The sequence below is a fragment of the Enterobacter sp. 237C8 genome, assembly GCF_034106865.1.
GTDB lineage: Bacteria > Pseudomonadota > Gammaproteobacteria > Enterobacterales > Enterobacteriaceae > Enterobacter > Enterobacter asburiae_B.
Window position 1 is genome coordinate 123,655 of the sequence record NZ_JAWNDF010000007.1, and the last position, 26,443, is coordinate 150,097.

The following is a 26,443-nucleotide window of genomic DNA, read 5'->3' on the forward strand; positions in this document are numbered from 1 at the left end:
ACGTGCGCCCGATTATCGTTCTACTGATGGCCTGGTGCCTCAGCATGGGGGCGTACGCAGCGACAGCCCCCGACGCCAAACAGATAACCCAGGAACTGGAGCAGGCAAAAGCGGCTAAACCCGCTCAGCCAGAGACCGTCGAGTCGCTCCAGGCTGCCCTGAACGCGCTTGAGGAGCGAAAAGGCTCTCTTGAGCGCGCTCAGCAGTATCAGCAGGTTATCGACAATTTCCCCAAACTCTCGCAGACGCTGCGCGCGCAGCTCAATAATTTGCGTGACGAACCGCGCGATGTGCCAGCAGGCATGACCTCCGACGCCCTGAACCAGGAGATCCTGCAGGTCAGCAGCCAGCTGCTGGAAAAGAGCCGCCTTGCCCAGCAGGAGCAGGAGCGAGCGCGTGAAATTGCCGACTCCCTCAGCCAGCTTCCGCAACAGCAAACCGATGCCCGCCGCCAGCTTAATGAGGTTGAGCGTCGCGTGGGTACGCAAAGCGGCAATACGCCACAGGCTCAGGCCCAAAATCTGGGCCTGCAGGCAGAATCGGCTCGCCTGAAGGCCCTTGTCGATGAGCTGGAGCTAGCGCAGCTTTCCGCCAATAACCGCCAGGAGCTGTCGCGGATGCGCTCTGAACTCGCTCAGAAGCAGAGCGAGCAGCTGGATGCGTATCTCCAGGCCCTGCGCAATCAGCTTAACAGCCAGCGTCAGCGCGAAGCCGAGCGTGCCCTTGAAAGCACCGAACTGCTGGCGGAAAACAGCGAAAACCTGCCTGCCGGTATCAACGAACAATTCAGGGTCAACCGCGAGCTTTCTGCCGCGCTGAACCAGCAGGCGCAGCGCATGGATCTGGTTGCCTCGCAGCAGCGTCAGGCCACCAATCAAACCCTGCAGGTTCGCCAGGCGCTCAACACCCTGCGCGAGCAGTCCCAGTGGCTCGGATCATCAAACCTGCTGGGCGAAGCGTTACGTGCCCAGGTCGCGCGCCTGCCGGAAATGCCGAAGCCGCAACAGCTGGATACCGAGATGGCCCAGCTGCGCGTTCAGCGACTGCACTTTGAAGATCTTCTCAATAAACAGCCGCAAATCCGCCAGATCCGTCAGGCTGACGGACAGCCCCTGACCAGCGAGCAAAACCGTATTCTGGAAGCCCAGCTGCGTACCCAGCGTGAACTGCTGAACTCTCTGCTCCAGGGCGGGGATACGCTGATTCTGGAGCTGACCAAGCTAAAAGTCTCCAATAGCCAGCTGGAAGATGCGCTGAAAGAGGTGAACGAGGCTACGCACCGTTATCTCTTCTGGACGTCCGACGTGCGTCCGATGACCTTCTCGTGGCCGATTGAGATTGTCCAGGACCTGCGCCGCCTGATTTCGCTGGACACCGTCAGCCAGCTGGGACAGGCCAGCGTGATGATGTTTACCAGCAAAGAGACCATTTTCCCGCTGCTGGGGGCGTTGATTCTGGTGGGCTTCAGCATTTACTCGCGCAGACATTTCACCCGCTTCCTGGAGCGTTCCAGCTCCCGGGTCGGGAAAGTCACCCAGGATCACTTCTGGCTGACGTTGCGCACCGTATTCTGGTCGATTCTTGTCGCCTCTCCGCTGCCGGTGCTGTGGATGACGCTGGGGTATGGCCTGCGGGAAGCCTGGCCCTATCCGCTCGCGGTCGCGATTGGCGATGGCGTCACCGCCACGGTGCCGCTGCTGTGGGTGGTCATGATTTGCGCCACCTTCGCGCGCCCCAATGGCCTGTTTATCACCCACTTTGGCTGGCCGCGTAATCGCGTTGCGCGCGCCATGCGTTACTACCTGATGAGCATCGGGCTGATTGTGCCGCTGATTATGGCGCTGATCATGTTCGATAATCTCAACGACCGGGAGTTCTCAGGCTCGCTGGGGCGCCTCTGCTTTATGCTGATATGCGGGGCGCTGGCCATCGTCACGCTCAGCCTGAAACGCGCGGGTATTCCGCTCTATCTCGATAAATCCGGCAGCGGCGAAAACATGTTCAACCGGCTGCTCTGGAACCTGCTGCTTAGCGCGCCGCTGTTTGCGATGCTGGCAGCCGCGGTGGGCTATCTGGCAACCGCGCAGGCGCTGCTGGCGCGGCTGGAAACCTCGGTGGCCATCTGGTTCCTGCTGCTGGTGGTGTACCACGTGATCCGCCGCTGGATGCTGATCCAGCGCCGCCGTCTGGCCTTTGACCGAGCCAAGCATCGCCGGGCGGAGATCCTCGCCCAGCGCGCGCGGGGTGAGGAAGAGCCAAACCACGTCAACAGTACGGAAGGCACAACGGAAGCGGACGAAGTCGAACTGGATCTGGATGCCATCAGTACCCAGTCCCTGCGCCTGGTTCGTTCCATCCTGATGCTGATTGCCCTCCTGTCGGTGATCTTCCTGTGGTCAGAGATCCACTCCGCGTTTGGCTTCCTGGAGAACATCTCGCTCTGGGACGTGACGTCTACGGTGCAGGGTGTTGAAAGCCTGGAGCCGATTACCTTAGGGGCGGTGCTGATTGCCATTCTGGTGCTGATCATCACCACGCAGCTGGTACGCAACTTCCCGGCGCTGCTGGAGCTTGCGCTGCTGCAGCATCTGGATTTAACGCCGGGGACGGGCTATGCGATTACGACCATTACCAAATATCTGATCATGCTGTTTGGCGGGCTGGTTGGCTTCTCGATGATCGGTATTGAGTGGTCGAAGCTGCAGTGGCTGGTGGCGGCCCTTGGTGTAGGGTTAGGTTTTGGTTTACAGGAGATCTTCGCCAACTTCATCTCTGGCCTGATCATTCTGTTCGAAAAACCGATACGTATTGGCGATACCGTAACGATTCGCGATCTGACCGGCAGCATCACGAAGATCAACACCCGTGCGACGACGATCAGCGACTGGGATCGGAAAGAGATCATCGTGCCAAACAAGGCGTTTATCACCGAGCAGTTCATCAACTGGTCGCTGTCAGACTCCGTTACCCGCGTGGTGCTGACGGTACCGGCGCCGTCGGACGCCAACAGCGAAGAGGTCACCCAGATCCTCTACACTGCCGCTGAGCGCTGTTCGCTGGTAATCGACAATCCGGCGCCGGAAGTATTCCTTGTGGATTTACAGCAGGGGATCCAGATTTTCGAGCTGCGCATCTACGCCGCCGAAATGGGACACCGTATGCCGCTGCGCCATGAGATCCACCAGCTGATTCTGGCGGGCTTCCGCGAGCACGGTATTGATATGCCGTTCCCGCCGTTCCAGATGCGTCTCGAAAGCCTGGACGGGCGTAAAACGGGAAGAACGCTGACGTCAGCGGCGCGTACGCGCCCGGCGGGAAGTTTGTAAGGTAAGCGGTGCAACCCTCTCCTACGGGAGAGGGTTAACTGCCGTCAGGCGCGATCTACGGTAAACGCAATCACATCGCCAAGCTGCTCTGCGCCCAGGGCCAGCATCACCAGACGGTCAACACCCAGCGCCACGCCGGAGCAATCCGGCAGACCTGCTTTTAATGCTTCAAGCAGATTAACATCAATAGGCTGCTGCGGCAGACCGCGCGCGGCGCGCTTGCGGTTATCCTGCTCGAAGCGCTGCTGCTGCTCGCGGGCATCCGTCAGTTCGTGGAAGCCGTTCGCCAGCTCGATGCCTTTGTAATAGACCTCAAAACGCTCTGCGACACGATGATCTTCGGTACTGATCTGCGCCAGCGACGCCTGGCTTGCCGGGAAGTGGTAGACAAAGGTCGGACGATCCTTGCCAATCTGCGGTTCTACACCGAAGGTAAACAGCAGCTGCAGCAGCGTGTCGCGATCCTCTTCGGTATCCGCCACGTTGCTCAGATCCAGTTTTGCCGCCACTTCGCGCAGCTGGGTTTTGTCCGCCGACAGCGGATCGATTTCCAGATGGCGCTGGAAAGCCTGCTGATAGGAGAGCGTTTCGGCTTCCGAGCAGTCCAGCACCTGCTGGAGCAGATCGTCCACCTCATTCATCAGGCGGTACATATCATAATGCGGGCGGTACCACTCCAGCATGGTGAATTCCGGGTTGTGGTGACGCCCCATCTCTTCATTACGGAAGCTCCGGCACAGCTGATACACCGGGCCACACCCCGCCGCCAGCAGGCGTTTCATGTGGTATTCCGGGCTGGTCATCAGATACAAATTCATGCCCTGAGAGTGGCCGGGGCCAACAAAACGGGTTTCAAACGGCACCAGATGAATATCCGTTACCGTTGCCTGACTCATGCACGGCGTTTCCACCTCCAGGACTCCGCGGTCGGCAAAGAAACGGCGGATCTCCGCCATAATTGCAGCGCGTTTTAACAGATTAGGGATGGATGCGCTCGGCTGCCAGGTGGCCGTTTCGCTCATGAGTTGTTCTCCGATTTCAGACAAGGGCACGAAGTCTACTCGTTAGCAGGGGCAGAGACAAATTTTGCGCAGTAAAAAAGCGCATTTCATTTAGGTGAACTTTTTCGTGACGTATTTCATCAATCTTCATGATAAATCGCCGTACAGAACAGCAAAAAAATCGAACACGTCAAATTTCCCTGACATCTACACGGTTATACTGTTTTACCCATAAAGGAGCAGTGGAAACGCTTTCGCAATCGTCCTTTTGGACGGGTGAACTACCTTTAGTTTGTCGCGTTGCGAAATAACAAAAATCTGGAGGAATGTCGTGCAAACTTTTCAAGCCGATCTTGCCGTAATAGGCGCTGGCGGGGCTGGATTACGTGCTGCGATTGCTGCAGCACAAGCTAATCCCAACGCTAAAATCGCATTGATTTCAAAAGTCTATCCAATGCGTAGTCACACAGTGGCAGCAGAAGGAGGGTCCGCCGCCGTTGCGCAGGATCATGACAGCTTTGAATACCATTTCCACGACACGGTTGCAGGGGGCGACTGGCTTTGCGAACAGGATGTCGTTGACTACTTTGTGCATCATTGTCCCACGGAAATGACCCAGCTTGAACAGTGGGGATGTCCGTGGAGCCGCCGTCCTGACGGCAGCGTCAACGTTCGCCGCTTTGGCGGTATGAAGATTGAACGCACCTGGTTCGCCGCCGATAAAACCGGCTTCCACATGCTGCACACCCTGTTCCAGACCTCCCTTCAGTTCCCACAAATTCAGCGCTTCGATGAACATTTCGTCCTCGACATTCTGGTTGATGACGGACAGGCGCGTGGCCTGGTGGCGATGAACATGATGGAAGGCACGCTTGTCCAGATCCGCGCCAACGCGGTAGTGATGGCAACGGGCGGTGCGGGTCGCGTTTATCGTTATAACACCAACGGCGGCATCGTCACCGGTGACGGCATGGGCATGGCGCTCGGTCACGGCGTACCGCTGCGCGATATGGAGTTCGTGCAGTATCACCCAACCGGTCTGCCGGGCTCCGGCATTCTGATGACGGAAGGCTGCCGCGGTGAAGGCGGTATTCTGGTCAATAAAAACGGCTACCGCTATCTGCAGGATTACGGCATGGGCCCGGAAACCCCGCTCGGCGAGCCGAAGAACAAATACATGGAACTCGGCCCGCGCGACAAAGTCTCTCAGGCCTTCTGGCACGAGTGGCGCAAAGGCAACACCATCTCCACGCCGCGCGGCGATGTGGTCTATCTCGACCTGCGTCACCTTGGCGAGAAGAAACTGCTGGAACGTCTGCCGTTCATCTGCGAGCTGGCGAAAGCTTACGTCGGCGTCGACCCGGTGAAAGAGCCGATTCCGGTGCGTCCAACCGCGCACTACACCATGGGCGGGATCGAAACCGACCAGCAGTGCGAAACCCGTATTAAAGGCCTGTTCGCCGTCGGCGAGTGTTCCTCCGTGGGTCTGCACGGCGCCAACCGTCTCGGGTCTAACTCGCTGGCAGAGCTGGTCGTCTTTGGCCGCATGGCGGGCGAGCGCGCGATGGAGCGGGCAGCTACCGCAGGCGAAGCCAACGGTGCCGCGCTGGATGCGCAGGTCGCAGACGTTGAAAAACGCCTGAAAGATCTGGTGAACCAGGAGGGTAACGAGAACTGGTCGAAGATCCGCGACGAGATGGGCCTGTCGATGGAAGAAGGCTGCGGTATTTACCGTACACCAGAGCTGATGCAAAAAACCGTCGATAAGCTGGCGGAACTGCAGGAGCGCTTCAAGCGCGTACGCATCACCGATACCTCCAGCGTATTCAACACCGACCTGCTCTACACCATTGAGCTGGGCCACGGTCTGAACGTCGCGGAATGTATGGCGCACTCTGCGCTGGCGCGTAAAGAGTCGCGTGGGGCCCACCAGCGTCTGGACGAAGGCTGTACCGAACGTGACGACGTCAATTTCCTGAAACACACTCTCGCCTGGCGCGATGCAGATGGCACCACACGTCTGGACTACAGCGACGTGAAAATCACCGCGCTGCCGCCGGCTAAACGCGTGTACGGTGCAGAAGCAGAAGCCGCCGAGAAGAAGGAGAAGGCGAATGGCTGAGATGCAAAAAATGAAGGTTGAAGTGGTGCGCTACAATCCGGAAGTGGACGCCGCACCGCACAGCGCTTTCTATGAAGTCCCTTATGACGAGCAAACCTCCCTGCTGGATGCGCTCGGCTATATCAAAGACAACCTGGCGCCAGACCTGAGCTACCGCTGGTCCTGCCGCATGGCAATCTGCGGCTCCTGCGGCATGATGGTCAACAAGGTGCCGAAGCTGGCCTGTAAGACCTTCCTGCGCGAGTACACCAAAGGCATTAAGGTCGAAGCGCTGGGCAACTTCCCGATTGAACGCGATCTGGTGGTTGATATGACCCACTTTATCGAAAGCCTGGAAGCCATTAAGCCGTACATCATCGGTAATCCGCGCAGGCCGGATCAGGGGCCAAATACCCAGACGCCGGCTCAGATGGCGAAATACCATCAGTTCTCCGGCTGCATCAACTGCGGCCTGTGCTACGCAGCCTGTCCACAGTTTGGCCTGAACAAGGAGTTCATCGGCCCGGCCGCCATTACCCTGGCGCACCGCTATAACGAAGACAGCCGCGACCACGGTAAAAAAGAACGTATGGCGCAACTTAACAGCCAGAACGGCGTCTGGAGCTGTACCTTTGTGGGTTACTGCTCCGAAGTGTGTCCGAAGCACGTCGACCCGGCCGCCGCAATTCAGCAGGGTAAAGTGGAAAGCTCGAAAGACTTTCTTATCGCAACCCTGAAACCACGCTAAGGAGTGCATGATGACGACTAAACGCAAAGCCTATGTGCGGCCTGTGCCGTCCACCTGGTGGAAAAACCTGCCGTTTTATCGCTTCTACATGCTGCGTGAAGGCACGGCGGTACCGGCGGTCTGGTTCAGCCTTGAGCTGATGTACGGCGTTTTTGCCCTCAAGCATGGCCCGGAAGCCTGGGCCAGCTTTGTCGGTTTCCTGCAAAACCCGATCATTGTGGTTCTGAACCTGATCGTGCTCGCGGCCGCGCTGCTTCATACCAAGACCTGGTTTGAGCTGGCGCCAAAAGCGGCGAACATCATCGTAAAAGGCGAGAAAATGGGGCCAGAGCCGGTGATTAAAGGGCTCTGGGCAGTGACGATTCTGGTCACTGTGGTCATTCTGTTTGTCGCACTGTTCTGGTAAGGAGACACCTGTGATCAATCCAAATCCAAAACGTTCTGACGAGCCGGTCTTCTGGGGCCTGTTTGGCGCAGGCGGCATGTGGAGTGCCATCATCGCCCCCGTCATCATCCTGCTGGTCGGCATTATGCTGCCGCTGGGGCTGTTCCCGGGCGATGCGCTGAGCTACGAGCGCGTGCTGGCGTTCGCGAGCAGCTTTATCGGCCGCGTGTTCATCTTCCTGATGATCGTCCTGCCGCTGTGGTGTGGTCTGCACCGTATTCACCATGCGATGCATGACCTGAAAATCCATGTCCCGAGCGGTAAATGGGTGTTCTACGGTCTGGCGACCATCCTGACCGTGGTGACGCTGATTGCCGTGGTCACCATCTGACGCTTCAGGCCCGCCACCCGGCGGGCCTTTTATTTCTGCATCTTCCCCACCAGCCACTGGGCAAACTCGCGCATTGCGGGCGTTTCTGTCCGTGACTGTAGCCTTGTCAGCCAGTAGCTGCCGAGGTCAATCTGCGTGGCAAAAGGCTGCACGATGCGCTCGCTGCTGAGTAAATGGGTAAACATGTCGACAGGCGCAATCGCAATCCCTACGCCTGCCTGCGCGGCTTCCAGCATGGTCACAGACGAATCAAACACCATCACCCGGTGCGTCGGAGAGGGAGGATGTTCACCCGCTGCCTGCATCCACGCAGCCCACTCGTCGCGTCGATAGGAGCGCAGCAGGGTAAACTTCAGGATATCTGCCGGACTTTTGAGAACTGAGGCTATGTCAGGTGTACAGAGCGGAGACAGCGGCGCAGGGCAAAGGAATTCAGCATCGGTTCCATGCCACGCGCCGCCACCGTAGCGAATGGCGTAATCAAGCCCTTCGGCCGCCGGATCGACGCGATTGTTATGGGTGGAAAGCTGAAGATCAATATGCGGATAGCAGCAGCGAAAGTCCGCAAGCTCAGAGAATAAAACCCCCGTAGCAAAGGTTCCTACCACACCTATTTTGAGCTTCTCCTGAGCGCGCTGGCTGGCAAAGCGATCCAGCATTCCGGCGATGCGATCGAACGAGTCATTCAGCACCGGCAGCAAATTCTCGCCTTCGGTGGTCAACATCAGCCCACGCGAAACGCGGACAAACAGCTGGCAATTAAGATGCTGCTCCAGCGCCTTTACGTGCTGGCTAATTGCGGAATGGGTGACGTTCAGCTCGATAGCGGCATGCGTAAAACTGAGGTGCCTGGCGGCTGCTTCAAACGCCCGCAGGGAATTAAGAGGGAGATAGCTGCGCGTCATGGTCTCGTCCGTTAGAAAAATTAACAGCTAATGCTAAATTTAACCGTTTGTCAGCCATAGTCAAATCCAACAGACTACAGCGGTCTGACGGGCCCGGACACTCCCTTGAACTGCTATTACGGAAGATAACTGATGATAACTAAATCCCTTTGCTGCGCCCTGCTGCTCAGCACCTCCTGCTCGGTATTGGCTGCCCCGATGTCAGAAAAACAGCTGGCTGAGGTGGTGGAACGTACCGTTACGCCGCTGATGAAAGCGCAGGCCATTCCGGGTATGGCGGTGGCGGTGATTTATCAGGGTCAGCCGCACTACTTTACCTTCGGTAAAGCCGATGTTGCGGCGAATAAACCTGTCACCCCACAAACCTTATTCGAGCTGGGCTCTATAAGTAAAACCTTCACCGGCGTACTGGGCGGCGATGCCATTGCTCGGGGTGAAATATCGCTGGGCGATCCGGTGACCAAATACTGGCCTGAACTGACAGGCAAGCAGTGGCAGGGGATCCGCATGCTGGATCTGGCAACCTATACCGCAGGTGGTTTGCCGTTACAGGTACCGGATGAGGTCACGGATAACGCCTCTCTGCTGCGCTTTTATCAAAACTGGCAGCCGCAGTGGAAGCCGGGCACCACGCGTCTTTATGCCAACGCCAGCATCGGTCTTTTTGGCGCGCTGGCGGTCAAACCTTCCGGCATGAGCTATGAGCAGGCCATAACGATGCGGGTCTTTAAGCCGCTCAAGCTGGACCATACATGGATTAACGTTCCGAAAGCGGAAGAGGCGCATTACGCCTGGGGATACCGCGACGGTAAGGCGGTACACGTTTCGCCAGGAATGCTGGACGCTGAAGCCTATGGCGTAAAAACCAACGTGAAGGATATGGCAAGCTGGGTGATGGTCAACATGAAGCCGGACTCGCTTGAGGATAGTTCACTCAGGAAAGGCCTTACCCTGGCGCAGTCTCGCTACTGGCGCGTGGGTGCCATGTATCAGGGGTTGGGCTGGGAAATGCTTAACTGGCCGGTCGATGCAAAAACCGTGGTTGAAGGTAGCGACAATAAGGTGGCGCTGGCACCGCTGCCTGCGAGAGAAGTGAATCCACCGGCGCCCCCGGTCAATGCGTCATGGGTCCATAAAACAGGCTCTACCGGTGGGTTTGGCAGCTACGTGGCATTTATTCCTGAAAAGCAGCTCGGCATTGTGATGCTGGCGAATAAAAGCTATCCGAACCCGGCACGCGTTGAGGCGGCATACCGTATCCTCGACGCGCTGCAGTAAAACATTGCCGGGTGGCGCTAACGCTTACCCGGCCTACAAAATCCACGGGGTGACCACCCGGCGAAACACACCGCACAAAAACCACATTTTCCTTGCCGTCATCTACACTTAACAAAAAACAGTAAGGAAACTCCTATGCGCATTCTGCCTGTTATCGCCGCGGTGACAGCCGCGTTTTTAGTGGTTGCCTGCAGTTCCCCTACCCCACCTCCAGGCGTTACCGTCGTCTCGCCTTTTGATGCACAACGCTTCCTTGGAACATGGTATGAAATCGCGCGCCTCGACCATCGGTTTGAGCAGGGCTTAGAGAAGGTCACTGCGAATTACAGCCCGATGGATGATGGCGGTATTCAGGTGATCAACCGGGGCTATAATCCCGATCGGGAGATGTGGCAGCAGTCGATTGGGAAAGCGTACTTCACGGGCGACCCGCGACGGGCCGCGCTCAAAGTCTCTTTCTTCGGCCCGTTTTATGGCGGCTATAACGTGATCGCGCTCGACAGAGAGTACCGTCACGCGCTGGTCTGCGGGCCGGATCGCGACTATTTGTGGATACTTTCCCGCACGCCAACTATTTCGTCAGAAATGAAACAGCAGATGCTGGACGTCGCGACCCGACAAGGGTTTGATGTGTCAAAGCTCATCTGGGTAAAACAGCCCCATTAATGGGTGCTGAGCTTCAGCCCAACGATGCCGGCCACAATCAAGGCGAGGCTGGCGATACGCGCCAGACTCGCTGACTCTCCCAGCAGCAGAATGCCGGTGATGGCGGCCCCCACCGCACCAATGCCCGTCCAGACGGCATAAGCCGTTCCCACAGGCAGCGAGCGCATCGCCCAGGATAACAGGACAATACTCACGATCATTGCGGTGACGGTTATGACGCTGGGCGTCAGGCGGGTAAATCCGTGGGTGTACTTGAGACCAATTGCCCATACCACTTCGAGCAGGCCAGCAATAAAAAGAATGATCCAGGACATTTCAGGCTCCTTAACTTAATTCAAGTTGGGGCCGTCCCCGGTGAAAGAAACGCTTACGGGTCGTCCCGTAAGGCAGAGATTACGCCCCATATTGTGGTTAGCGTGCTATTTTTTTTCAATCATTTTTTGCTGAACACGTTAAGGCAAGAAATAGCCGCAGTATGGCGCGTAGTTCCGGCATTTAGCACTCATCCGACTTCTCTATGATGATGTGCTTTCTGATGGCAGGAAGCCAAACCACTAGCCGACTGCGAATAAAATATGTTCAAAATTCTTTTGATTGACCGTTGTCACTTCACCCGCACGGGGTTTGAAGCATGGCTCAATCATTCCGGTTTGTTCCCAGGACACTACGTTGTGACCGGGCTAAATAATCTGTTCCTTGCCAGGGAGCACATTCTGCAATGGAAACCCACGCTGGTCATCGCCGACCTGTACGGCTTCAGGCAGGATATTCATCATTTTCAGCAGCTCTCGTCCTTGCTTAACGCCAGTGAACGATTACCGTTTATTATGCTGCAATCGGGAGAGGATCGCGGCATGACCGACTGGCTCGGACAGTTCCCGGTGTGGTCGTCGCTGTTGAAAAACGCCAGTCTCGAAGAAGTGGCAACGACTATCAACGACGCATTAAACTCGCGCGCCAGCGCTGAAAGGCCAACGGCAGCCGCCCCCTTGCTGACCCGGCAGGAAGAGAAAGTGCTGACATTGTGGATGGACGGTGCAAGCAATCAAAAAATTGCCGCTCACCTGAGTATCAATGGAAAAACGGTCTATACCTACAAACGCAATATCCGCATGAAACTGCATATGGATACGCGTTTTTCTCCGTTCTTATCCCTGCAGGAATCAGAAAGCTGACGGTACGAAACCCGCTGGTCTCGTACCGTATGTTAATTACTGCTGAGCTTTAGTTGCCGCACCAGAGATTGCGCTACCACCTTCAGAAATATCCTGACCGACGCCACGCGTGGTATTACAGGCCGTTAACACTGAAGAAAGTACCAGGACTGAAAAGATCGCTGCAATTGTCTTCTTAACCATAATATCTTCCTTTTATAGCCAAAGTTGTTTTGTGTATAGCAACTTAAGGATAGACAAGATCCCGCCGGTTGACGGAAAAGGAAGCATTTTTAGGAAAATTAGACGAACTTAGCTGGCGGCGTGAGAAATGATATGACCGAGATCCTGGATATCTTGTCCCATTCCACGGGTGGTGTTACAGCCGGAAAGCAATGCACTGGAAAGCGCTAACAGAAGCAGAATTTTAACGGTACGTTTCATCATCCCTGCCTGCAAAAATCAGGCGCAGCGGGCGCTGCGCCTTCAATCATGACGTAAATTACTTCACGCGGGATACGTATTCGCCGGAGCGGGTATCCACTTTGATCACTTCGCCAGTCTGTACGAACAGTGGAACTTTAACCACTGCGCCGGTAGACAGTTTGGCTGGTTTACCGCCGGTACCTGCGGTATCACCTTTCAGACCTGGATCGGTTTCAACGATTTCCAGTTCTACGAAGTTTGGTGGGGTCACAGCGATAGGCTGGCCGTTCCACAGGGTCACGATGCACTCAGCCTGATCCAGCAGCCACTTAGCGCTATCACCTACCGCTTTCTCATCAGCAGACAGCTGTTCGAAAGTGGAGTTGTTCATGAAATGATAGAACTCACCGTCGTTGTACAGATAGGTCAGGTTCATATCAACAACATCAGCGCCTTCAGCGGAGTCAGTAGACTTGAAGGTTTTCTCAACACGGGTACCGGTCAGCAGACGGCGCAGCTTAACGCGTGCGAATGCCTGGCCTTTACCTGGTTTAACGAATTCGCTGGCTTCAACCGCGTACGGTTCGCCGTCCATCATGATTTTAAGACCAGCACGAAAATCGTTGCTATAGTACGTTGCCATAAGGCCCTCTAAATTTGTTAACTGGTAGCTAAGCCACAAAATGGCGCATATTGTAACCCTAAACACCCCGTCCAGAGAAGATTGGTTATCGCAACTTGCCGATGTAATCACCAGTCCTGATGAATTGCTGCGTCTTTTAGACCTCGATCAGCACCCAGAGTTGCTTGCAGGCCGCGAGGCAAAACGCCTTTTCGCCCTGCGCGTTCCCCGTGCATTTGTGGCGCGGATGGAGAAAGGCAACCCCGACGATCCACTTTTAAAACAAACACTTACTTCGCAGGATGAGTTTGTCACCGCGCAGGGATACAGCACCGATCCGCTGGAAGAGCAGAACAGCGTGGTGCCGGGTTTATTGCACAAGTATCTCAACCGCGCCCTGCTGCTGGTAAAAGGCGGTTGCGCGGTAAATTGTCGTTATTGCTTCCGTCGGCACTTCCCGTATGCCGAAAACCAGGGCAATAAACGCAACTGGCAGGTCGCGCTGGACTATATCGCCGCCCATCCGGAGCTGGATGAGATTATTTTTTCCGGCGGTGACCCGCTGATGGCAAAAGATCATGAGCTGGACTGGCTGTTGACTCAGCTTGAAGCCATCCCGCACGTTAAGCGCCTGCGTATTCACAGCCGTTTACCGATTGTCATTCCGGCACGTGTCACTGACGGACTGGTGTCACGCCTGGAGCAGTCAAGATTGCAGGTGCTGCTGGTGAACCATATTAACCACGCGAATGAAATTGACGATGACTTTCGCGCGGCGATGGCGCGTCTGCGTAAAGCGGGCGTGACGCTGCTGAACCAGAGCGTGCTGCTGCGCGGCGTGAATGACAGCGCCCGCGTGCTGGCCGACCTGAGCAATGCCCTGTTTGATGCGGGCGTGATGCCCTATTACCTGCACGTGCTGGATCGCGTTCAGGGCGCGGCGCATTTCATGGTGACGGATGAAGAAGCCCGGCAGATTATGCGCGAACTGTTAACGCTGGTTTCAGGCTATATGGTGCCGAAGCTGGCACGCGAGATTGGCGGAGAGCCGAGCAAGACGCCGCTGGATCTGCAGCTGCGGCAGCGCTAGTTTCCCCGCACCCTAACCCTCTCCCACAGGGAGAGGGAAAAGGCAATCAGTTCGGGCACTTGTAGACCTGGCCGTTCATCTGGCTGGCGGTCGGCACGAAGCTGGACAGCATACTCTGCGTTGGGCTGCTCACGCCGTAAATCACGTTACCGCCCATTGCCGCAGCCTGGTTACGCAGGGCATTCGCCGCACCGCGCATCGAGCCACCTTCTTCGCCATGCTGACCTGACATCCAGTTACTTTGCTCACCGGTTGCCGTGCCTAACAGCAGGCATTCACTGCCAGGCTTATCTTCCACAAAGCGAACGCCCTGGCCCGCTGCCGACAGCTCATTGCTGGAGCTACAACCCGCCAGCAGCAATGCTGCCCCTACAATCCCTGCACAGACTTTTACGCGCATGTTATTCCTCGTTTTCAATAAGCTGGACAGTAGTTGTCCGTGTGTAAATCTTATACCTAAAAGATGACCAAAAGAAAAACCCCCGAGCATTTCTGCCCGGGGGTTTTTCACATTCTACGACGTAGAGCGCACGATTACATCATGCCGCCCATACCGCCCATGCCGCCCATGCCAGCAGCACCTAAGTCTGGTGCATCGCCTTTAGGCATATCGGTGACCATGCACTCGGTGGTGATCATCAGGCCAGCGACAGATGCCGCGTACTGCAGAGCAGAACGGGTCACTTTCGTTGGATCCAGGATACCGAAGTCGATCATGTTGCCGTATTCTTCAGTTGCTGCGTTATAACCGTAGTTACCTTCGCCCGCTTTCACGTTGTTCGCAACCACAGATGGCTCTTCACCGGCGTTAGAAACGATCTGACGCAGAGGAGCTTCCATTGCGCGCAGCGCAACTTTGATACCCACGTTCTGATCTTCGTTCTGTGCGGTCAGGCCTGCCAGTTTAGCGGCAACACGCACCAGCGCAACACCACCACCAGCAACCACGCCTTCTTCTACCGCAGCACGGGTCGCGTGCAGGGCATCGTCAACGCGTGCTTTTTTCTCTTTCATTTCAACTTCGGTCGCTGCACCGACTTTGATAACCGCAACGCCGCCTGCCAGTTTCGCTACGCGCTCCTGCAGTTTTTCACGGTCGTAATCGGAAGTCGCTTCTTCGATCTGCTTACGGATCTGACCCACGCGGCCCTGAATAGCGGCTTCTTCACCCACGCCATCAATGATGGTGGTGGTGTCTTTGTTGATCACAACGCGTTTCGCCTGGCCCAGGTCTTCCAGGGTCGCTTTTTCCAGCTCCATACCGATCTCTTCAGAGATCACGGTACCGCCGGTCAGGGTAGCGATATCCTGCAGCATCGCTTTACGGCGATCGCCGAAGCCAGGTGCTTTAACCGCAGCCACTTTCACGATGCCGCGCATGGTGTTAACCACCAGGGTCGCCAGCGCTTCGCCTTCAACGTCTTCAGCGATGATAACCAGAGGTTTGCCTGCTTTCGCAACGGCTTCCAGCACTGGCAGCATTTCGCGGATGTTGGAGATTTTCTTGTCAGCCAGCAGGATGAACGGGCTTTCCAGCTCAACAGCGCCAGTCTCTGGCTTGTTGATGAAGTATGGGGACAGGTAACCGCGGTCGAACTGCATACCTTCAACCACGTCCAGCTCGTCTTCCAGACCGGTACCGTCTTCAACGGTGATCACGCCTTCTTTACCGACTTTGTCCATCGCTTCAGCGATCAGTTTACCTACGGTTTCGTCGGAGTTAGCGGAGATAGTACCAACCTGAGCAATGGCTTTAGAGTCAGAGCACGGTACGGACAGCGCTTTCAGCTCTTCAACAGCGGAGGCGACAGCTTTGTCGATACCACGTTTCAGATCCATTGGGTTCATGCCCGCAGCAACGGCTTTCAGACCTTCGGTGATGATTGCCTGCGCCAGTACGGTCGCGGTGGTGGTACCGTCACCAGCAGCGTCGTTCGCTTTAGAGGCAACTTCTTTCACCATCTGCGCGCCCATGTTTTCGAACTTGTCTTCCAGCTCAATTTCACGTGCTACAGAAACACCATCTTTGGTGATGGTTGGCGCGCCGAAGGATTTATCCAGCACTACGTTGCGGCCTTTCGGGCCCAGAGTCACTTTAACTGCATCTGCCAGTACGTTTACGCCGCGGAGCATTTTTACACGAGCGTCGTTACCGAATTTTACGTCTTTAGCTGCCATGTTCTTATTTCCTCAAATTCTCGTGCGTAAATTACGCTTCAACAATTGCCAGAATGTCGCTCTCGGACATGATCAACACTTCTTCATTGTCGATCTTCTCGGATTTCACGCCGTAGCCATCGTTGAAAATTACGATGTCACCAACTTTAACGTCCAGTGGCTGCACAGTTCCGTTTTCCAGGATGCGGCCCTTACCGACAGCGATGATTTCGCCACGCGTTGATTTGGCTGCTGCAGAACCGGTCAGAACGATGCCGCCAGCAGACTTGGTTTCAACTTCTTTACGTTTGACGATCACACGATCATGTAACGGACGAATACTCATTGATAGCTCTCCTTTGAGAAAGTCATTATCAGTTATGGATGACGCCGGCCCGCATGCGGTTTTCCGACTAGTGCCCTGAGAGATGGGGATAGCTTTTTCCCCCTTCAAGGGGGAGTCGAAAAAAAAATTTGCGAAAGTGTTACCATCGCCTCTCTTTTGGTACTGGCAGGGCGATGTCAATGAGTGGACTCAAGCAGGAGCTGGGGCTGGCGCAGGGCGTCGGACTGCTCTCAACCTCCTTGTTAGGTACGGGCGTGTTTGCCGTACCCGCACTGGCGGCGCTGGTGGCTGGAAATAACAGCCTGTGGGCGTGGCCAGCGCTGATTGTATTAGTTTTCCCGATAGCCATTGTATTCGCCATCCTGGGGCGGCATTTCCCCAACGCGGGCGGCGTGGCGCACTTTGTCGGACTGGCCTTTGGCCCGCGGCTGCAGCGTGTTACCGGCTGGCTGTTTCTCTCCGTCATTCCGGTTGGCCTTCCTGCGGCGTTGCATATTGCGACCGGTTTTGGTCAGGCGCTGTTTGGCTGGCATAACGAGCAGTTATTGCTGGCCGAACTGGGTACGCTGGCGATCGTCTGGTGGGTGGGCTCTCGCGGCGCCAGCTCCAGCGCCAACCTGCAGACGCTGGTTGCGGTGCTGATTGTCGCGCTCGTTGTCGCAATCTGGTGGGCGGGCGATATCACAATAAAGGAAATTCCCTTCCCTGCGGTGACAGACGTCGACCATTCCCAGCTTTTCGCCGCGCTCTCCGTCATGTTCTGGTGTTTTGTCGGCCTGGAAGCCTTTGCCCATCTGGCCTCTGAATTTAAGCAGCCTGAACGCGATTTCCCCCGCGCGTTGATGATAGGCCTGCTGCTTGCTGGCACGGTCTATTGGGCGTGTACCGTGCTGGTCTTACACTTCCACGCGTTCGGAGCGGATCTCGCCGCCGCGGCATCGCTGCCGGGTATCGTGGTGGAACTGTTCGGCGTGAAGGCGCTATGGATCGCCTGTGTCATCGGCTATCTCGCCTGTTTTGCCAGCCTCAATATTTATATCCAGAGCTTTGCCCGGCTGGTGTGGTCGCAGGCGCTCGACAAACCTGAGAATCGCCTCGCACGCCTGTCTAAACGCCAGCTTCCGCTGAATGCCCTGAATGCCGTACTGGGCTGCTGCGTGGTGAGCACGCTGTGTATTTACGCACTGAAGATCAATCTGGACGCGCTGATCGTCTACGCCAACGGCATTTTCATCATGATCTACCTGCTGTGCATGCTGGCGGGATGTCGTTTGCTGAAAGGTCGCTATAAAGCTCTGGCGGTCGTCGGGGGTTTGCTTTGCCTGCTGTTGCTGGCGATGGTGGGATGGAAGAGTCTGTACGCGATTGTCATGCTGGCAGGGCTGTGGGTGTTTTTGCCGAAGCGCGGTGCGCTACCGGAAGCCCGGTAGGCGAAGCGCCACCGGGCAACAAAATCACCGATCGTCTTTATGGTCTAAACGGTCGTGCTGTTCATCCTTACGCTGATACTCCCCTTCAAAGGTATCGCCCGGCCCGGTGCTGAATCCGCCCCCCGGCATACGGCTAAAGCGCAGATGCGGCAGCAGCTTCATGGTCAGGTGTTTTTGCACCGGCGGCAGAAGCAGCAGAAGGCCGAGGAAATCAGTGAAGAACCCCGGCAGGATCAGCAGCAGCCCCGCAATAATCAACGACACGCTTTTGATCATCTCTTCCGCCGGGCTTTCCCCTGCGGCCATCTTCTGCTGCATTATCAGGAAATTTTTGAAACCCTGATTACGCACCAGCGACATGCCGATGACGGAGGTGAAAATCACCAGAATCAGCGTCAGCAGGACGCCCAGCACATGGGCAACCTGGATGAAAATGGAAATCTCAATGTAAACATAGAGAAAGAAAGCAATAAACGGTATCCAGCGCACTGGCATCTCCTGTGTGGCAGAGGCCATCGGGCCCCTGTCTGAATGTGTTCGCGACGCGCGTTTGTATGAAATGGTGACGGTTAGCGAAAATTCAATCAGTTTGCACGGATATTTTTTTTGGAAATTATAAAGCGGTGACCCATTTCACAGATTAATAATTATCATGGAATCGGCTCGATAATAAGTGATCCAGCTTACGGCAATTCGCTATCATCAGCATATGATCTCGAGCATCTGGCTGATTGAGGGAATAATCGTCGGCCAGAAAATATTCAAAACCACATAAATACTGTGTGTTTAGTACAATCCATCGGCAGCTTGAAAAGAAGGTTCACATGTTAAACAACATTCGTATCGAAGAAGACTTGTTGGGTACCAGGGAAGTTCCAGCGGATGCCTACTACGGTGTCCACACTCTGAGAGCGATTGAAAACTTCTACATCAGCAACAGCAAAATCAGCGACATCCCTGAGTTTGTCCGTGGCATGGTGATGGTGAAGAAAGCCGCAGCACTGGCCAACAAAGAGCTGCAAACCATTCCTAAAAGCGCGGCAAATGCGATTATCGCAGCCTGCGATGAAGTGCTGAACAACGGCAAATGCATGGACCAGTTCCCGGTTGACGTCTATCAGGGCGGCGCGGGCACCTCCGTCAACATGAATACCAACGAAGTACTGGCAAACATTGGCCTGGAGCTGATGGGTCACCAGAAAGGTGAATACCAGTACCTGAACCCGAACGACCACGTAAACAAATGCCAGTCTACCAACGACGCCTACCCTACCGGCTTCCGTATCGCGGTGTATGCCTCTGTGGTGAAACTGGTGGATGCGATCAACCAGCTGGGTGATGGCTTCCAGCGTAAAGCGGTTGAGTTCCAGGACATCCTGAAAATGGGTCGTACCCAGCTGCAGGACGCGGTGCCGATGACGCTCGGCCAGGAATTCCACGCGTTTAACGTACTGCTGAACGAAGAGACCAAAAACCTGCTGCGCACCTCCGAGCTGCTGCTGGAAGTGAACCTGGGCGCCACCGCCATCGGTACGCGTCTGAACACCCCGGATGGCTATCAGCAGCTGGCGGTACAGAAGCTGGCTGAAGTCTCTAACCTGCCGGTTGTGCCTGCAGAAGACCTGATTGAAGCCACCTCCGACTGCGGCGCCTACGTCATGGTACACAGCGCCCTGAAACGTCTGGCGGTAAAACTGTCCAAAATCTGTAACGACCTGCGCCTGCTCTCTTCCGGTCCGCGCGCTGGCCTGAATGAAATCAACCTGCCAGAGCTGCAGGCCGGTTCATCCATCATGCCAGCCAAGGTGAACCCGGTAGTGCCAGAAGTGGTGAACCAGGTTTGCTTCAAAGTCATCGGTAACGATACGACCGTGACCATGGCCTCTGAAGCGGGTCAGCTGCAGCTGAACGTGATGGAGCCAGTGATTGGTCAGGCGATGTTTGAATCTATCCACATCCTGACGAACGCCTGCTACAACCTGCTGGAAAAATGCATTAACGGCATCACGGCGAATAAAGAAGTCTGTGAGGGTTATGTCTATAACTCAATCGGGATCGTCACCTACCTCAACCCGTTCATCGGTCACCACAACGGTGATATCGTCGGTAAGATTTGCGCCGAAACCGGTAAGAGCGTACGTGAAGTGGTGCTGGAGCGCGGGCTGTTGACCGAAGCTGAGCTGGACGATATCTTCTCGGCCCAGAACCTGATGCACCCGGCATATAAAGCGAAACGATATACCGATGAAAGCGAACAGTAACCGTTCTGGCTAGGCTTCTTAAGGCACGTCACTTGTGACGTGCCTTTTTTCTTTTTAGGCGTTACCTAAATACAACAATTCAATATCAACTTGTTAATAAGCAAGGCAGGTCCTTATGTTTGGAGCAGAACTCGTCATCGTCTTGTTGGCGATTTATTTGGGAGCAAGACTCGGGGGTATCGGCATCGGTTTTGCCGGCGGTCTCGGGGTGCTCGTTCTTACCCTTATCTTTCAGATTAAACCCGGCGCAATCCCGTTCGACGTTATCGAAATCATCATGGCAGTTATTGCCGCTATCGCCGCTATGCAGGTGGCAGGCGGTATGGACTACCTGGTAAGCCTGGCGGAGCGTATGCTGCGCCGCCATCCAAAATACATTACCTTCCTTGCCCCGCTGGTGACCTGGTTTATGACCATTCTCGCCGGTACGGGCCACACCGCCTTCTCTACGCTGCCGGTGATTACCGAAGTGGCGAAAGAGCAGGGTATCCGTCCGTCTCGTCCGCTCTCTATTGCCGTCGTCGCGTCCCAGATTGCGATTACCGCCTCGCCGATTTCCGCTGCGGTGGTCTTCTTCGCCGGTATTCTGGAGCCGATGGGCGTGAGCTACCTGACGCTGCTGGCGATCTGTATCCCGGTGACGCTGATCGCGGTGATGATCACTGCCGTGCTGTGTAACTTCCTCGGCGCCGAACTGAAAGACGATCCGGTTTACCAGGAACGCCTCGCCAAGGGTGAAGTGAGACTGCGCGGCAGCCAGGTCTTCGAGCTGAAGCCGCACGCAAAGCGCTCCGTGCTGCTGTTCCTGATCGGTATTGTCGCGGTGATGTTCTACGCGACCGCCATCAGCGACACCGTGGGCCTGATCCAGAACCCTGTCCTGCCGCGTAACGAAGCGATTGTAGTGTTTATGCTGACCATCGCGACGCTGATTAGCATCACCTGTAAAATCGACACCAGCGAAGTGCTGAACGCCAGCACCTTTAAATCCGGTATGAGCGCCTGCGTATGCGTACTGGGCGTGGCGTGGCTCGGTGATACCTTCGTGAAAGCGCACATCAGCGACATTCAGACCGTCGCTGGAGATCTGCTGCACAACTACCCGTGGCTGCTGGCGGTGGTGCTGTTCTTTGCCGCTACCCTGCTTTACTCCCAGGCTGCGACCACCAAAGCGCTGATGCCTGCGGCACTGATGCTGGGCGTGACGCCACTGACGGCGATTGCCTCTTTCGCAGCGGTTTCTGCCCTCTTCGTTCTACCAACTTACCCAACCCTGCTGGCGGCGGTGGAGATGGACGACACCGGCTCAACCCGTATCGGTAAGTATGTGTTTAACCACGCGTTCCTGATCCCGGGCGTGGTCGCCATTTCACTTTGCGTGATCCTCGGCTTTATCATTGGCGGCGTGGTGCTGTAAACGGTGAGTGGTTGTAAAAATAGTTAAAATCGGGCCGCTCTGCGGCCCGTTTCATTAATGACCAACCGCCTTGCGTGATATAGTGAAGCCTTTCGTGATGAGGAGGTCGACTTGTGAACACGCCTGATGCTGTTGTCGTACTGTGTACCGCCCCTGATGAAGCCTCTGCCCAGGATCTCGCCGCCAAAGTGCTGGCCGAAAAACTGGCTGCCTGCGTGACGCTCCTCCCTGGTGCCACCTCCCTTTATTACTGGGAAGGCAAGCTGGAGCAAGAGTACGAAGTCCAGATGTTGCTCAAAACCAATCTGGCGAATCAGCAGGCTCTCCTGGATTGCCTCAAATCTCATCATCCTTACCAAACCCCGGAGCTGCTGGTGCTGCCAGTGGTCCACGGCGATAACGACTATATCTCATGGCTCAACGCTTCCTTACGCTGATCCTGCTGCTGTGCAGCACGTCAGCTTTTGCCGGGTTGTTTGACGCGCCCGGCCGTTCGAACTTTATTCCTGCCGACCAGGCGTTTGTTTTCGATTTTCAGCAGAACCAGCACGATCTGACGCTCACCTGGCAGGTGAAAGAGGGCTATTACCTCTATCGCAAGCAGGTGAGTATTACCCCTGCCCAGGCAAACGTGGCCGCATTACAATTGCCCGCTGGCGAGTGGCACGAGGACGAGTTCTACGGCAAGAGTGAAATCTACCGCCAGCGCTTAAGCGTGCCCGTGACGGTGAATCAGGCGGATAAAGGCGCGACGCTGACGGTGACCTATCAGGGATGCGCGGACGCGGGATTCTGCTATCCACCGGAAACGAAAGTCGTGCCGCTTAGCGAAGTGAAAGCGTCTGCTGCTGTAACGCCGGTCCCTGCGGTTGAGAAAACCAACGACCGCGCTGACCTTCCGTTCTCAGCGCTGTGGGCGTTACTGATTGGTATCGGCATTGCCTTTACGCCGTGCGTGTTGCCGATGTATCCGCTCATCTCTGGCATCGTGCTGGGCGGCAAACAGCGTCTTTCTACCGCCCGCGCCCTGCTGCTGGCTTTTATATACGTGCAAGGAATGGCGCTAACCTACACAGCCCTTGGCCTTGTGGTTGCCGCTGCCGGGTTACAGTTCCAGGCAGCACTCCAGCACCCTTATGTTCTCATTGGCCTGTCAGCGGTGTTTATCCTGTTGGCGCTGTCAATGTTTGGCCTGTTCACGCTACAGCTGCCCTCTTCGCTGCAAACGCGCTTAACGCTGATGAGCAACCGTCAGCAGGGCGGCTCCGCAGGCGGCGTGTTTGCGATGGGTGCCATTGCCGGGCTGATTTGCTCTCCCTGCACTACCGCACCGCTGAGCGCTATCCTGCTGTACATCGCCCAGAGCGGTAACATGTGGCTCGGCGGGGGTACGCTGTACCTCTACGCGCTCGGCATGGGCCTGCCGCTGATTCTGGTCACGGTTTTCGGCAATCGACTTCTGCCGAAGAGCGGCCCGTGGATGGAGACGGTGAAAACCGCATTTGGTTTTGTCATCCTCGCGCTGCCGGTGTTCCTTCTTGAGCGTATCATCGGCGACGCCTGGGGTTTACGCCTGTGGGCGATGCTCGGCGTAGCATTCTTTGCCTGGGCGTTTATCGTCAGCCTGGGGGCGAAGAAGCCATGGATGCGCCTGGTGCAAATCCTGCTGCTGGCTGCCGCGCTGGTGAGCGTACGCCCTCTGCAGGACTGGGCCTTCGGCACACCGGTGAGTCAGACCCAGGCGCATCTGAACTTTACCCAGATAAAAAACGTGGATGAACTTAACAGCGCTCTGGCAGAGGCGAAAGGCAAACCGGTGATGCTCGATCTCTATGCCGACTGGTGTGTCGCCTGCAAAGAGTTTGAAAAATATACTTTTAGCGATCCACAGGTGCAAAACGCCCTGAAAGAGACCGTTTTGCTCCAGGCTAACGTGACCGCCAATAATGCGCAGGATAAGGCTCTGCTGAAGCAGCTTAACGTACTCGGGCTGCCAACCATTCTGTTCTTCAATCAACAGGGCCAGGAGCAGCCTGAGCAGCGTGTAACCGGGTTTATGGATGCAGCGGCATTTAGCGCGCATTTGCGCAATCGCCAACCGTAAACAACACTTTAAGCGGGACAAACCGTTGGGAATAGCGGAGGAGATAACCGTGCAACGTGAAGACGTACTGGGACAAGCCCTGCAACTACTTGAGATTCAAGGGATCGCCAGCACCACGCTTGAGATGGTAGCCGACCGTATCGATTATCCCCTGGATGAACTTAAGCGCTTCTGGCCAGATAAAGAGGCGCTACTCTATGACGCCCTGCGCTATCTCAGCCAGCAGGTTGATGTCTGGCGCAGACAGCTGATGCTGAATGAAGAACTGACCGCGGAGCAAAAGCTGCTGGCGCGCTATACTGCCCTGACGGAATGCGTCAGCAACAACCGCTACCCGGGTTGTCTGTTCATCGCCGCCTGCACTTATTTTCCTGACCCTGGCCATCCTATTCACCAGTTGGCGGATCAGCAAAAACGGGCGGCGCATGACTTTACCCACGAACTGCTGACCACGCTGGAAGTCGATGACCCTGCGATGGTGGCTAAACAGATGGAGCTGGTGCTGGAAGGTTGCCTCAGCCGCATGCTGGTGAACCGTAGCCAGGCCGATGTGGATACGGCACACCGTCTTGCGGAAGATATTCTACGCTTTGCCCAATGCAGAATGGGTGGAGCACTGACCTAAGCCAGCATGCCCGCCCAGGCGGAGACGAGCAGACACAGCGCCATCAGGCGCTGAAATCGCACCATCGCCACGGTGGTGCGAAAAATTCGGTTCACCGCTTTACCCAACCACGCCCAGCACATCAAACAGGCTATCGAGATCAGCAGAAACCATAGCGCCATTAGCGCAATATCCCGCAATGCATGGTCGCCAGCTGGGGCAAACAGGCTGACGACGGCCAGCGCCATCATCCAGGTTTTGGGGTTCACGACCTGCAGCAGCGCCGCCGCCCGAGCGGTGAATCGGATACGGTTCTCAGCGGAGAGACGGGCAGCCGGGGCGCGAAACAGCTGCCAGCTCATCCAGCTTAGCCACAGCACGCCTGCCCAGCTCATTATCTGACGTATCAGAGGATACTGCCGCAGCACTTCCCCTGCGCCCGCGCCTGATACCAGCACAATCGCACTGGCCGCGATACATCCGCCCAAAATAGCAGGTACGGTATTTTTTACGCCAAAGTGCTGGCTGTTCGTCAGCACGAGAATATTGGTCGGCCCCGGCGTAATGGAGGCGACAAATGCGAACAACAGAAAGGGTATCAAACTCACAGGTGGCTCCTTTTTATTAGAGCCATGAATGTGCCGTTATTTTTTGGAAACGTCTGGAAGGTTTGTGCACAACCGTCGGTAGTGTGCAGGAGAGATACGGTAAGCACGCTGAAACCAACGTCCCAGATGGCTTTGATCGGCAAAACCCACTGTGGCAGCCACATCAACGGGCTGGTCCCCACGCGCCAGCAGCTGTCGGGCCTTTGCCAGACGAAGCTGAATAAGCCATGCGTGTGGCGCCAGGTTGAACTCGCGCTTAAAACAGCGCGTCAGGGTAAAGCGATCCGTGCCCGTCTCGCGCGCAAGGTCTGACAGCCCTACGTTCTCGCCGATATGAGCAAACAGATAGTCGCGCGCACGGTGCGCCACGGCAGCGCTTTGTAACTGCGACGGCAGTTTTTTACGCCAGTGGCAATGGGCGGTGATCCGGGAGAGCAGATTATCCATAGTGCTCTGCTGAACGATTTTCATCTCGTCATTATGCAGGGTGGAGAATGTCTCACCGATAGCGCGCACCAGCTGCGGCTCCCGCGTTAGCGTTCGGGCAAAGTGGAGTGAATAACTCCCGGGAGTAGATTCGTAAAGCCCTTGTAGCGCACGGGTAAGCCAGCGCTCATCCAGATAGAAGGTCAAATAGGTAAAGCCGCCCTCTACAGGCGCATCACCGTCGTGGATCTCGCCAGGTTCGAGGAGAAATGCGTCGCCCGGCTGGCTACGATGACGCTCACGGCGGCAGTGAAACTGCTGCGTGCCGGAGAGGGTTATCCCTACCAGATAGCTATCGTGCCAGTGCGGATCAAAGGCATGCCCTTCGAAATGCGCTTTAATCGTCTCAATACCCGTATCTGCATGCTGACGCAGTTCAAGCCAGTCATTCGCCATACTGTCCTCCTCTTGCTATCAGCATTGCCGTATTACGCTGGTTGTGTCTGGAAGATTTGTGCATTTTCACGGCGAAAGCGGACAGATTGCCGCAAACTTAAGCAGTTGAACAGCTTTTCCCGAAATAATGTTGACGATCGAGCGTGATTGCGGTTTAATGCGCTCCGTTGCCCGGATAGCTCAGTCGGTAGAGCAGGGGATTGAAAATCCCCGTGTCCTTGGTTCGATTCCGAGTCCGGGCACCACTATTTAAAGAACCCAGCCTATGGCTGGGTTTTTGCTTTTCTGCGTTTATACATCCCTTCTTTGTATTCTTATTTCTCTTTGCCGTGGGATCGTGCGGTCTGCGTTGCCGGATGGCGGCTTTGCCTTATCCGGCCTACTAAACTCGTGGGCTCCGCAAGCGCAGCGCCATCGAGCTTTTCTGCGCGCACAAAGCAAAAAACCCCGCACCTTACGGTACGGGGTTCTTCTAATTGATGCCTGGCAGTTCCCTACTCTCACATGGGGAGACCCCACACTACCATCGGCGCTACGGCGT

The 26,443-nt window shown here is 55.9% G+C and carries 27 protein-coding genes and 1 tRNA gene; 16 read left to right on the forward strand and 12 right to left on the reverse strand.

Translation table 11 applies throughout. The annotated features are described in order from the left end of the window. Window positions 1-2 precede the first annotated feature (2 nt). Complete coding sequence (mscM, locus tag USF70_RS17500; protein ID WP_039261016.1) at window positions 3-3,326, forward strand: miniconductance mechanosensitive channel MscM; 3,324 nt, start codon at window positions 3-5, stop codon at window positions 3,324-3,326. Between the two features lie 44 nt (window positions 3,327-3,370). Here mscM and epmA read toward each other — a convergent pair whose 3' ends face one another. Next, the gene (gene epmA, locus USF70_RS17505; protein WP_024907345.1) at window positions 3,371-4,348 is read right to left on the reverse strand and encodes an elongation factor P--(R)-beta-lysine ligase; all 978 of its coding nucleotides are present in this window, start codon (window positions 4,346-4,348) and stop codon (window positions 3,371-3,373) included. A gap of 310 nt (window positions 4,349-4,658) precedes the next feature. Here epmA and frdA point away from each other — a divergent pair, with 310 nt between their 5' ends. The 4 genes from frdA to frdD are packed head-to-tail and all read left to right on the forward strand — an operon-like array spanning window position 4,659 to window position 7,952. Further along, window positions 4,659-6,449 carry a fumarate reductase (quinol) flavoprotein subunit gene (gene frdA, locus USF70_RS17510; protein ID WP_033144456.1) on the forward strand — a complete coding sequence of 597 codons (1,791 nt, stop codon included), beginning with the start codon at window positions 4,659-4,661 and terminating at the stop codon, window positions 6,447-6,449. Then, complete coding sequence (locus USF70_RS17515) at window positions 6,442-7,176, forward strand: succinate dehydrogenase/fumarate reductase iron-sulfur subunit (protein WP_320735856.1); 735 nt, start codon at window positions 6,442-6,444, stop codon at window positions 7,174-7,176. Before frdA ends, USF70_RS17515 begins: the two co-directional genes overlap by 8 nt. A 10-nt stretch (window positions 7,177-7,186) precedes the next feature. Further along, window positions 7,187-7,582, forward strand: coding sequence for a fumarate reductase subunit FrdC (gene frdC, locus USF70_RS17520; protein ID WP_029739890.1), 396 nt, complete (start codon window positions 7,187-7,189; stop codon window positions 7,580-7,582). Between the two features lie 10 nt (window positions 7,583-7,592). Beyond that, window positions 7,593-7,952, forward strand: coding sequence for a fumarate reductase subunit FrdD (frdD, locus tag USF70_RS17525; protein ID WP_000609653.1), 360 nt, complete (start codon window positions 7,593-7,595; stop codon window positions 7,950-7,952). Between the two features lie 29 nt (window positions 7,953-7,981). Here the strand turns inward: frdD and ampR are convergent, their stop codons facing one another. Then, window positions 7,982-8,857 carry a LysR family transcriptional regulator AmpR gene (gene ampR / locus USF70_RS17530; protein WP_320735857.1) on the reverse strand — a complete coding sequence of 292 codons (876 nt, stop codon included), beginning with the start codon at window positions 8,855-8,857 and terminating at the stop codon, window positions 7,982-7,984. A 132-nt stretch (window positions 8,858-8,989) separates the two neighbouring features. Here ampR and blaACT point away from each other — a divergent pair, with 132 nt between their 5' ends. Together blaACT and USF70_RS17540 are read left to right on the forward strand one after the other, a co-directional pair. Then, window positions 8,990-10,135, forward strand: coding sequence for an ACT family cephalosporin-hydrolyzing class C beta-lactamase (gene blaACT / locus USF70_RS17535; RefSeq protein ID WP_320735858.1), 1,146 nt, complete (start codon window positions 8,990-8,992; stop codon window positions 10,133-10,135). Window positions 10,136-10,270: 135 nt separating this feature from the next. Then, entirely contained in the window at window positions 10,271-10,801 is a 531-nt protein-coding gene (locus USF70_RS17540) for a lipocalin family protein (protein ID WP_023310119.1), read from the forward strand. Here the strand turns inward: USF70_RS17540 and sugE are convergent. Next, complete coding sequence (gene sugE, locus USF70_RS17545) at window positions 10,798-11,115, reverse strand: quaternary ammonium compound efflux SMR transporter SugE (protein WP_008502938.1); 318 nt, start codon at window positions 11,113-11,115, stop codon at window positions 10,798-10,800. The genes USF70_RS17540 and sugE overlap by 4 nt on opposite strands. Before the next feature lie 261 nt (window positions 11,116-11,376). On the opposite strand from sugE, the gene USF70_RS17550 reads away from it, so the two are divergent. Continuing rightward, window positions 11,377-11,976: a helix-turn-helix transcriptional regulator gene (locus tag USF70_RS17550; protein WP_033144453.1), complete on the forward strand. Its 600-nt coding sequence runs from the start codon at window positions 11,377-11,379 to the stop codon at window positions 11,974-11,976. 36 nt (window positions 11,977-12,012) lie between these two features. Here USF70_RS17550 and ecnB read toward each other — a convergent pair whose 3' ends face one another. From ecnB to efp, 3 genes are all read right to left on the reverse strand, one after another. Beyond that, on the reverse strand, window positions 12,013-12,159 hold the full coding sequence (ecnB, locus tag USF70_RS17555; RefSeq protein WP_003025482.1) for a lipoprotein toxin entericidin B: 147 nt from the start codon (window positions 12,157-12,159) through the stop codon (window positions 12,013-12,015). Window positions 12,160-12,267: 108 nt separating this feature from the next. Continuing rightward, window positions 12,268-12,399: an entericidin A/B family lipoprotein gene (locus USF70_RS17560; RefSeq protein ID WP_024907352.1), complete on the reverse strand. Its 132-nt coding sequence runs from the start codon at window positions 12,397-12,399 to the stop codon at window positions 12,268-12,270. A 58-nt stretch (window positions 12,400-12,457) separates the two neighbouring features. Next, the gene (gene efp, locus USF70_RS17565; protein WP_010427766.1) at window positions 12,458-13,024 is read right to left on the reverse strand and encodes an elongation factor P; all 567 of its coding nucleotides are present in this window, start codon (window positions 13,022-13,024) and stop codon (window positions 12,458-12,460) included. 40 nt (window positions 13,025-13,064) lie between these two features. Between efp and epmB the strand changes: the two genes are divergently transcribed. Further along, the gene (gene epmB, locus USF70_RS17570) at window positions 13,065-14,093 is read left to right on the forward strand and encodes an EF-P beta-lysylation protein EpmB (protein WP_033144452.1); all 1,029 of its coding nucleotides are present in this window, start codon (window positions 13,065-13,067) and stop codon (window positions 14,091-14,093) included. A 46-nt stretch (window positions 14,094-14,139) separates the two neighbouring features. Here the strand turns inward: epmB and USF70_RS17575 are convergent, their stop codons facing one another. The 3 genes from USF70_RS17575 to USF70_RS17585 form a co-directional block, all read right to left on the reverse strand. Continuing rightward, window positions 14,140-14,493, reverse strand: a complete 354-nt coding sequence (locus USF70_RS17575) for a DUF4156 domain-containing protein (protein WP_320735859.1) — start codon at window positions 14,491-14,493, stop codon at window positions 14,140-14,142. Window positions 14,494-14,627: 134 nt separating this feature from the next. Beyond that, window positions 14,628-16,271, reverse strand: coding sequence for a chaperonin GroEL (gene groL, locus USF70_RS17580; RefSeq protein WP_014882201.1), 1,644 nt, complete (start codon window positions 16,269-16,271; stop codon window positions 14,628-14,630). A gap of 31 nt (window positions 16,272-16,302) precedes the next feature. Beyond that, complete coding sequence (locus USF70_RS17585) at window positions 16,303-16,596, reverse strand: co-chaperone GroES (RefSeq protein ID WP_003855929.1); 294 nt, start codon at window positions 16,594-16,596, stop codon at window positions 16,303-16,305. Between the two features lie 179 nt (window positions 16,597-16,775). On the opposite strand from USF70_RS17585, the gene yjeH reads away from it, so the two are divergent. Further along, entirely contained in the window at window positions 16,776-18,026 is a 1,251-nt protein-coding gene (gene yjeH / locus USF70_RS17590; RefSeq protein WP_320735860.1) for an L-methionine/branched-chain amino acid transporter, read from the forward strand. Between the two features lie 24 nt (window positions 18,027-18,050). Here the strand turns inward: yjeH and USF70_RS17595 are convergent, their stop codons facing one another. Continuing rightward, window positions 18,051-18,515 (reverse strand): FxsA family protein, encoded by a 465-nt coding sequence (locus tag USF70_RS17595; RefSeq protein WP_023616652.1) that lies wholly within the window; start codon window positions 18,513-18,515, stop codon window positions 18,051-18,053. A 335-nt stretch (window positions 18,516-18,850) separates the two neighbouring features. Here USF70_RS17595 and aspA point away from each other — a divergent pair, with 335 nt between their 5' ends. From aspA to USF70_RS17620, 5 genes are all read left to right on the forward strand, one after another. Continuing rightward, window positions 18,851-20,287 carry an aspartate ammonia-lyase gene (gene aspA, locus USF70_RS17600; protein WP_003855923.1) on the forward strand — a complete coding sequence of 479 codons (1,437 nt, stop codon included), beginning with the start codon at window positions 18,851-18,853 and terminating at the stop codon, window positions 20,285-20,287. A 115-nt stretch (window positions 20,288-20,402) separates the two neighbouring features. Beyond that, on the forward strand, window positions 20,403-21,704 hold the full coding sequence (locus USF70_RS17605) for an anaerobic C4-dicarboxylate transporter (RefSeq protein ID WP_023334226.1): 1,302 nt from the start codon (window positions 20,403-20,405) through the stop codon (window positions 21,702-21,704). A 113-nt stretch (window positions 21,705-21,817) separates the two neighbouring features. Then, on the forward strand, window positions 21,818-22,141 hold the full coding sequence (gene cutA, locus USF70_RS17610) for a divalent cation tolerance protein CutA (RefSeq protein WP_320735861.1): 324 nt from the start codon (window positions 21,818-21,820) through the stop codon (window positions 22,139-22,141). Continuing rightward, a complete protein-coding gene (locus USF70_RS17615; RefSeq protein WP_320735862.1) occupies window positions 22,117-23,808 on the forward strand; it encodes a protein-disulfide reductase DsbD in 1,692 nt (563 codons plus the stop codon). The genes cutA and USF70_RS17615 overlap by 25 nt, the downstream gene beginning before the upstream one ends. 49 nt (window positions 23,809-23,857) lie before the next feature. Beyond that, complete coding sequence (locus USF70_RS17620; protein ID WP_032641387.1) at window positions 23,858-24,433, forward strand: transcriptional regulator; 576 nt, start codon at window positions 23,858-23,860, stop codon at window positions 24,431-24,433. Here USF70_RS17620 and USF70_RS17625 read toward each other — a convergent pair. Both USF70_RS17625 and USF70_RS17630 read right to left on the reverse strand, forming a co-directional pair. Further along, window positions 24,430-25,020, reverse strand: a complete 591-nt coding sequence (locus USF70_RS17625) for a LysE family translocator (RefSeq protein ID WP_221703344.1) — start codon at window positions 25,018-25,020, stop codon at window positions 24,430-24,432. The genes USF70_RS17620 and USF70_RS17625 overlap by 4 nt on opposite strands. A 36-nt stretch (window positions 25,021-25,056) precedes the next feature. Beyond that, window positions 25,057-25,902: an AraC family transcriptional regulator gene (locus USF70_RS17630; protein WP_047059443.1), complete on the reverse strand. Its 846-nt coding sequence runs from the start codon at window positions 25,900-25,902 to the stop codon at window positions 25,057-25,059. 169 nt (window positions 25,903-26,071) lie between these two features. Between USF70_RS17630 and USF70_RS17635 the strand changes: the two genes are divergently transcribed. Next, a tRNA-Phe gene (locus USF70_RS17635) sits at window positions 26,072-26,147 on the forward strand. Window positions 26,148-26,443: the final 296 nt, after the last annotated feature.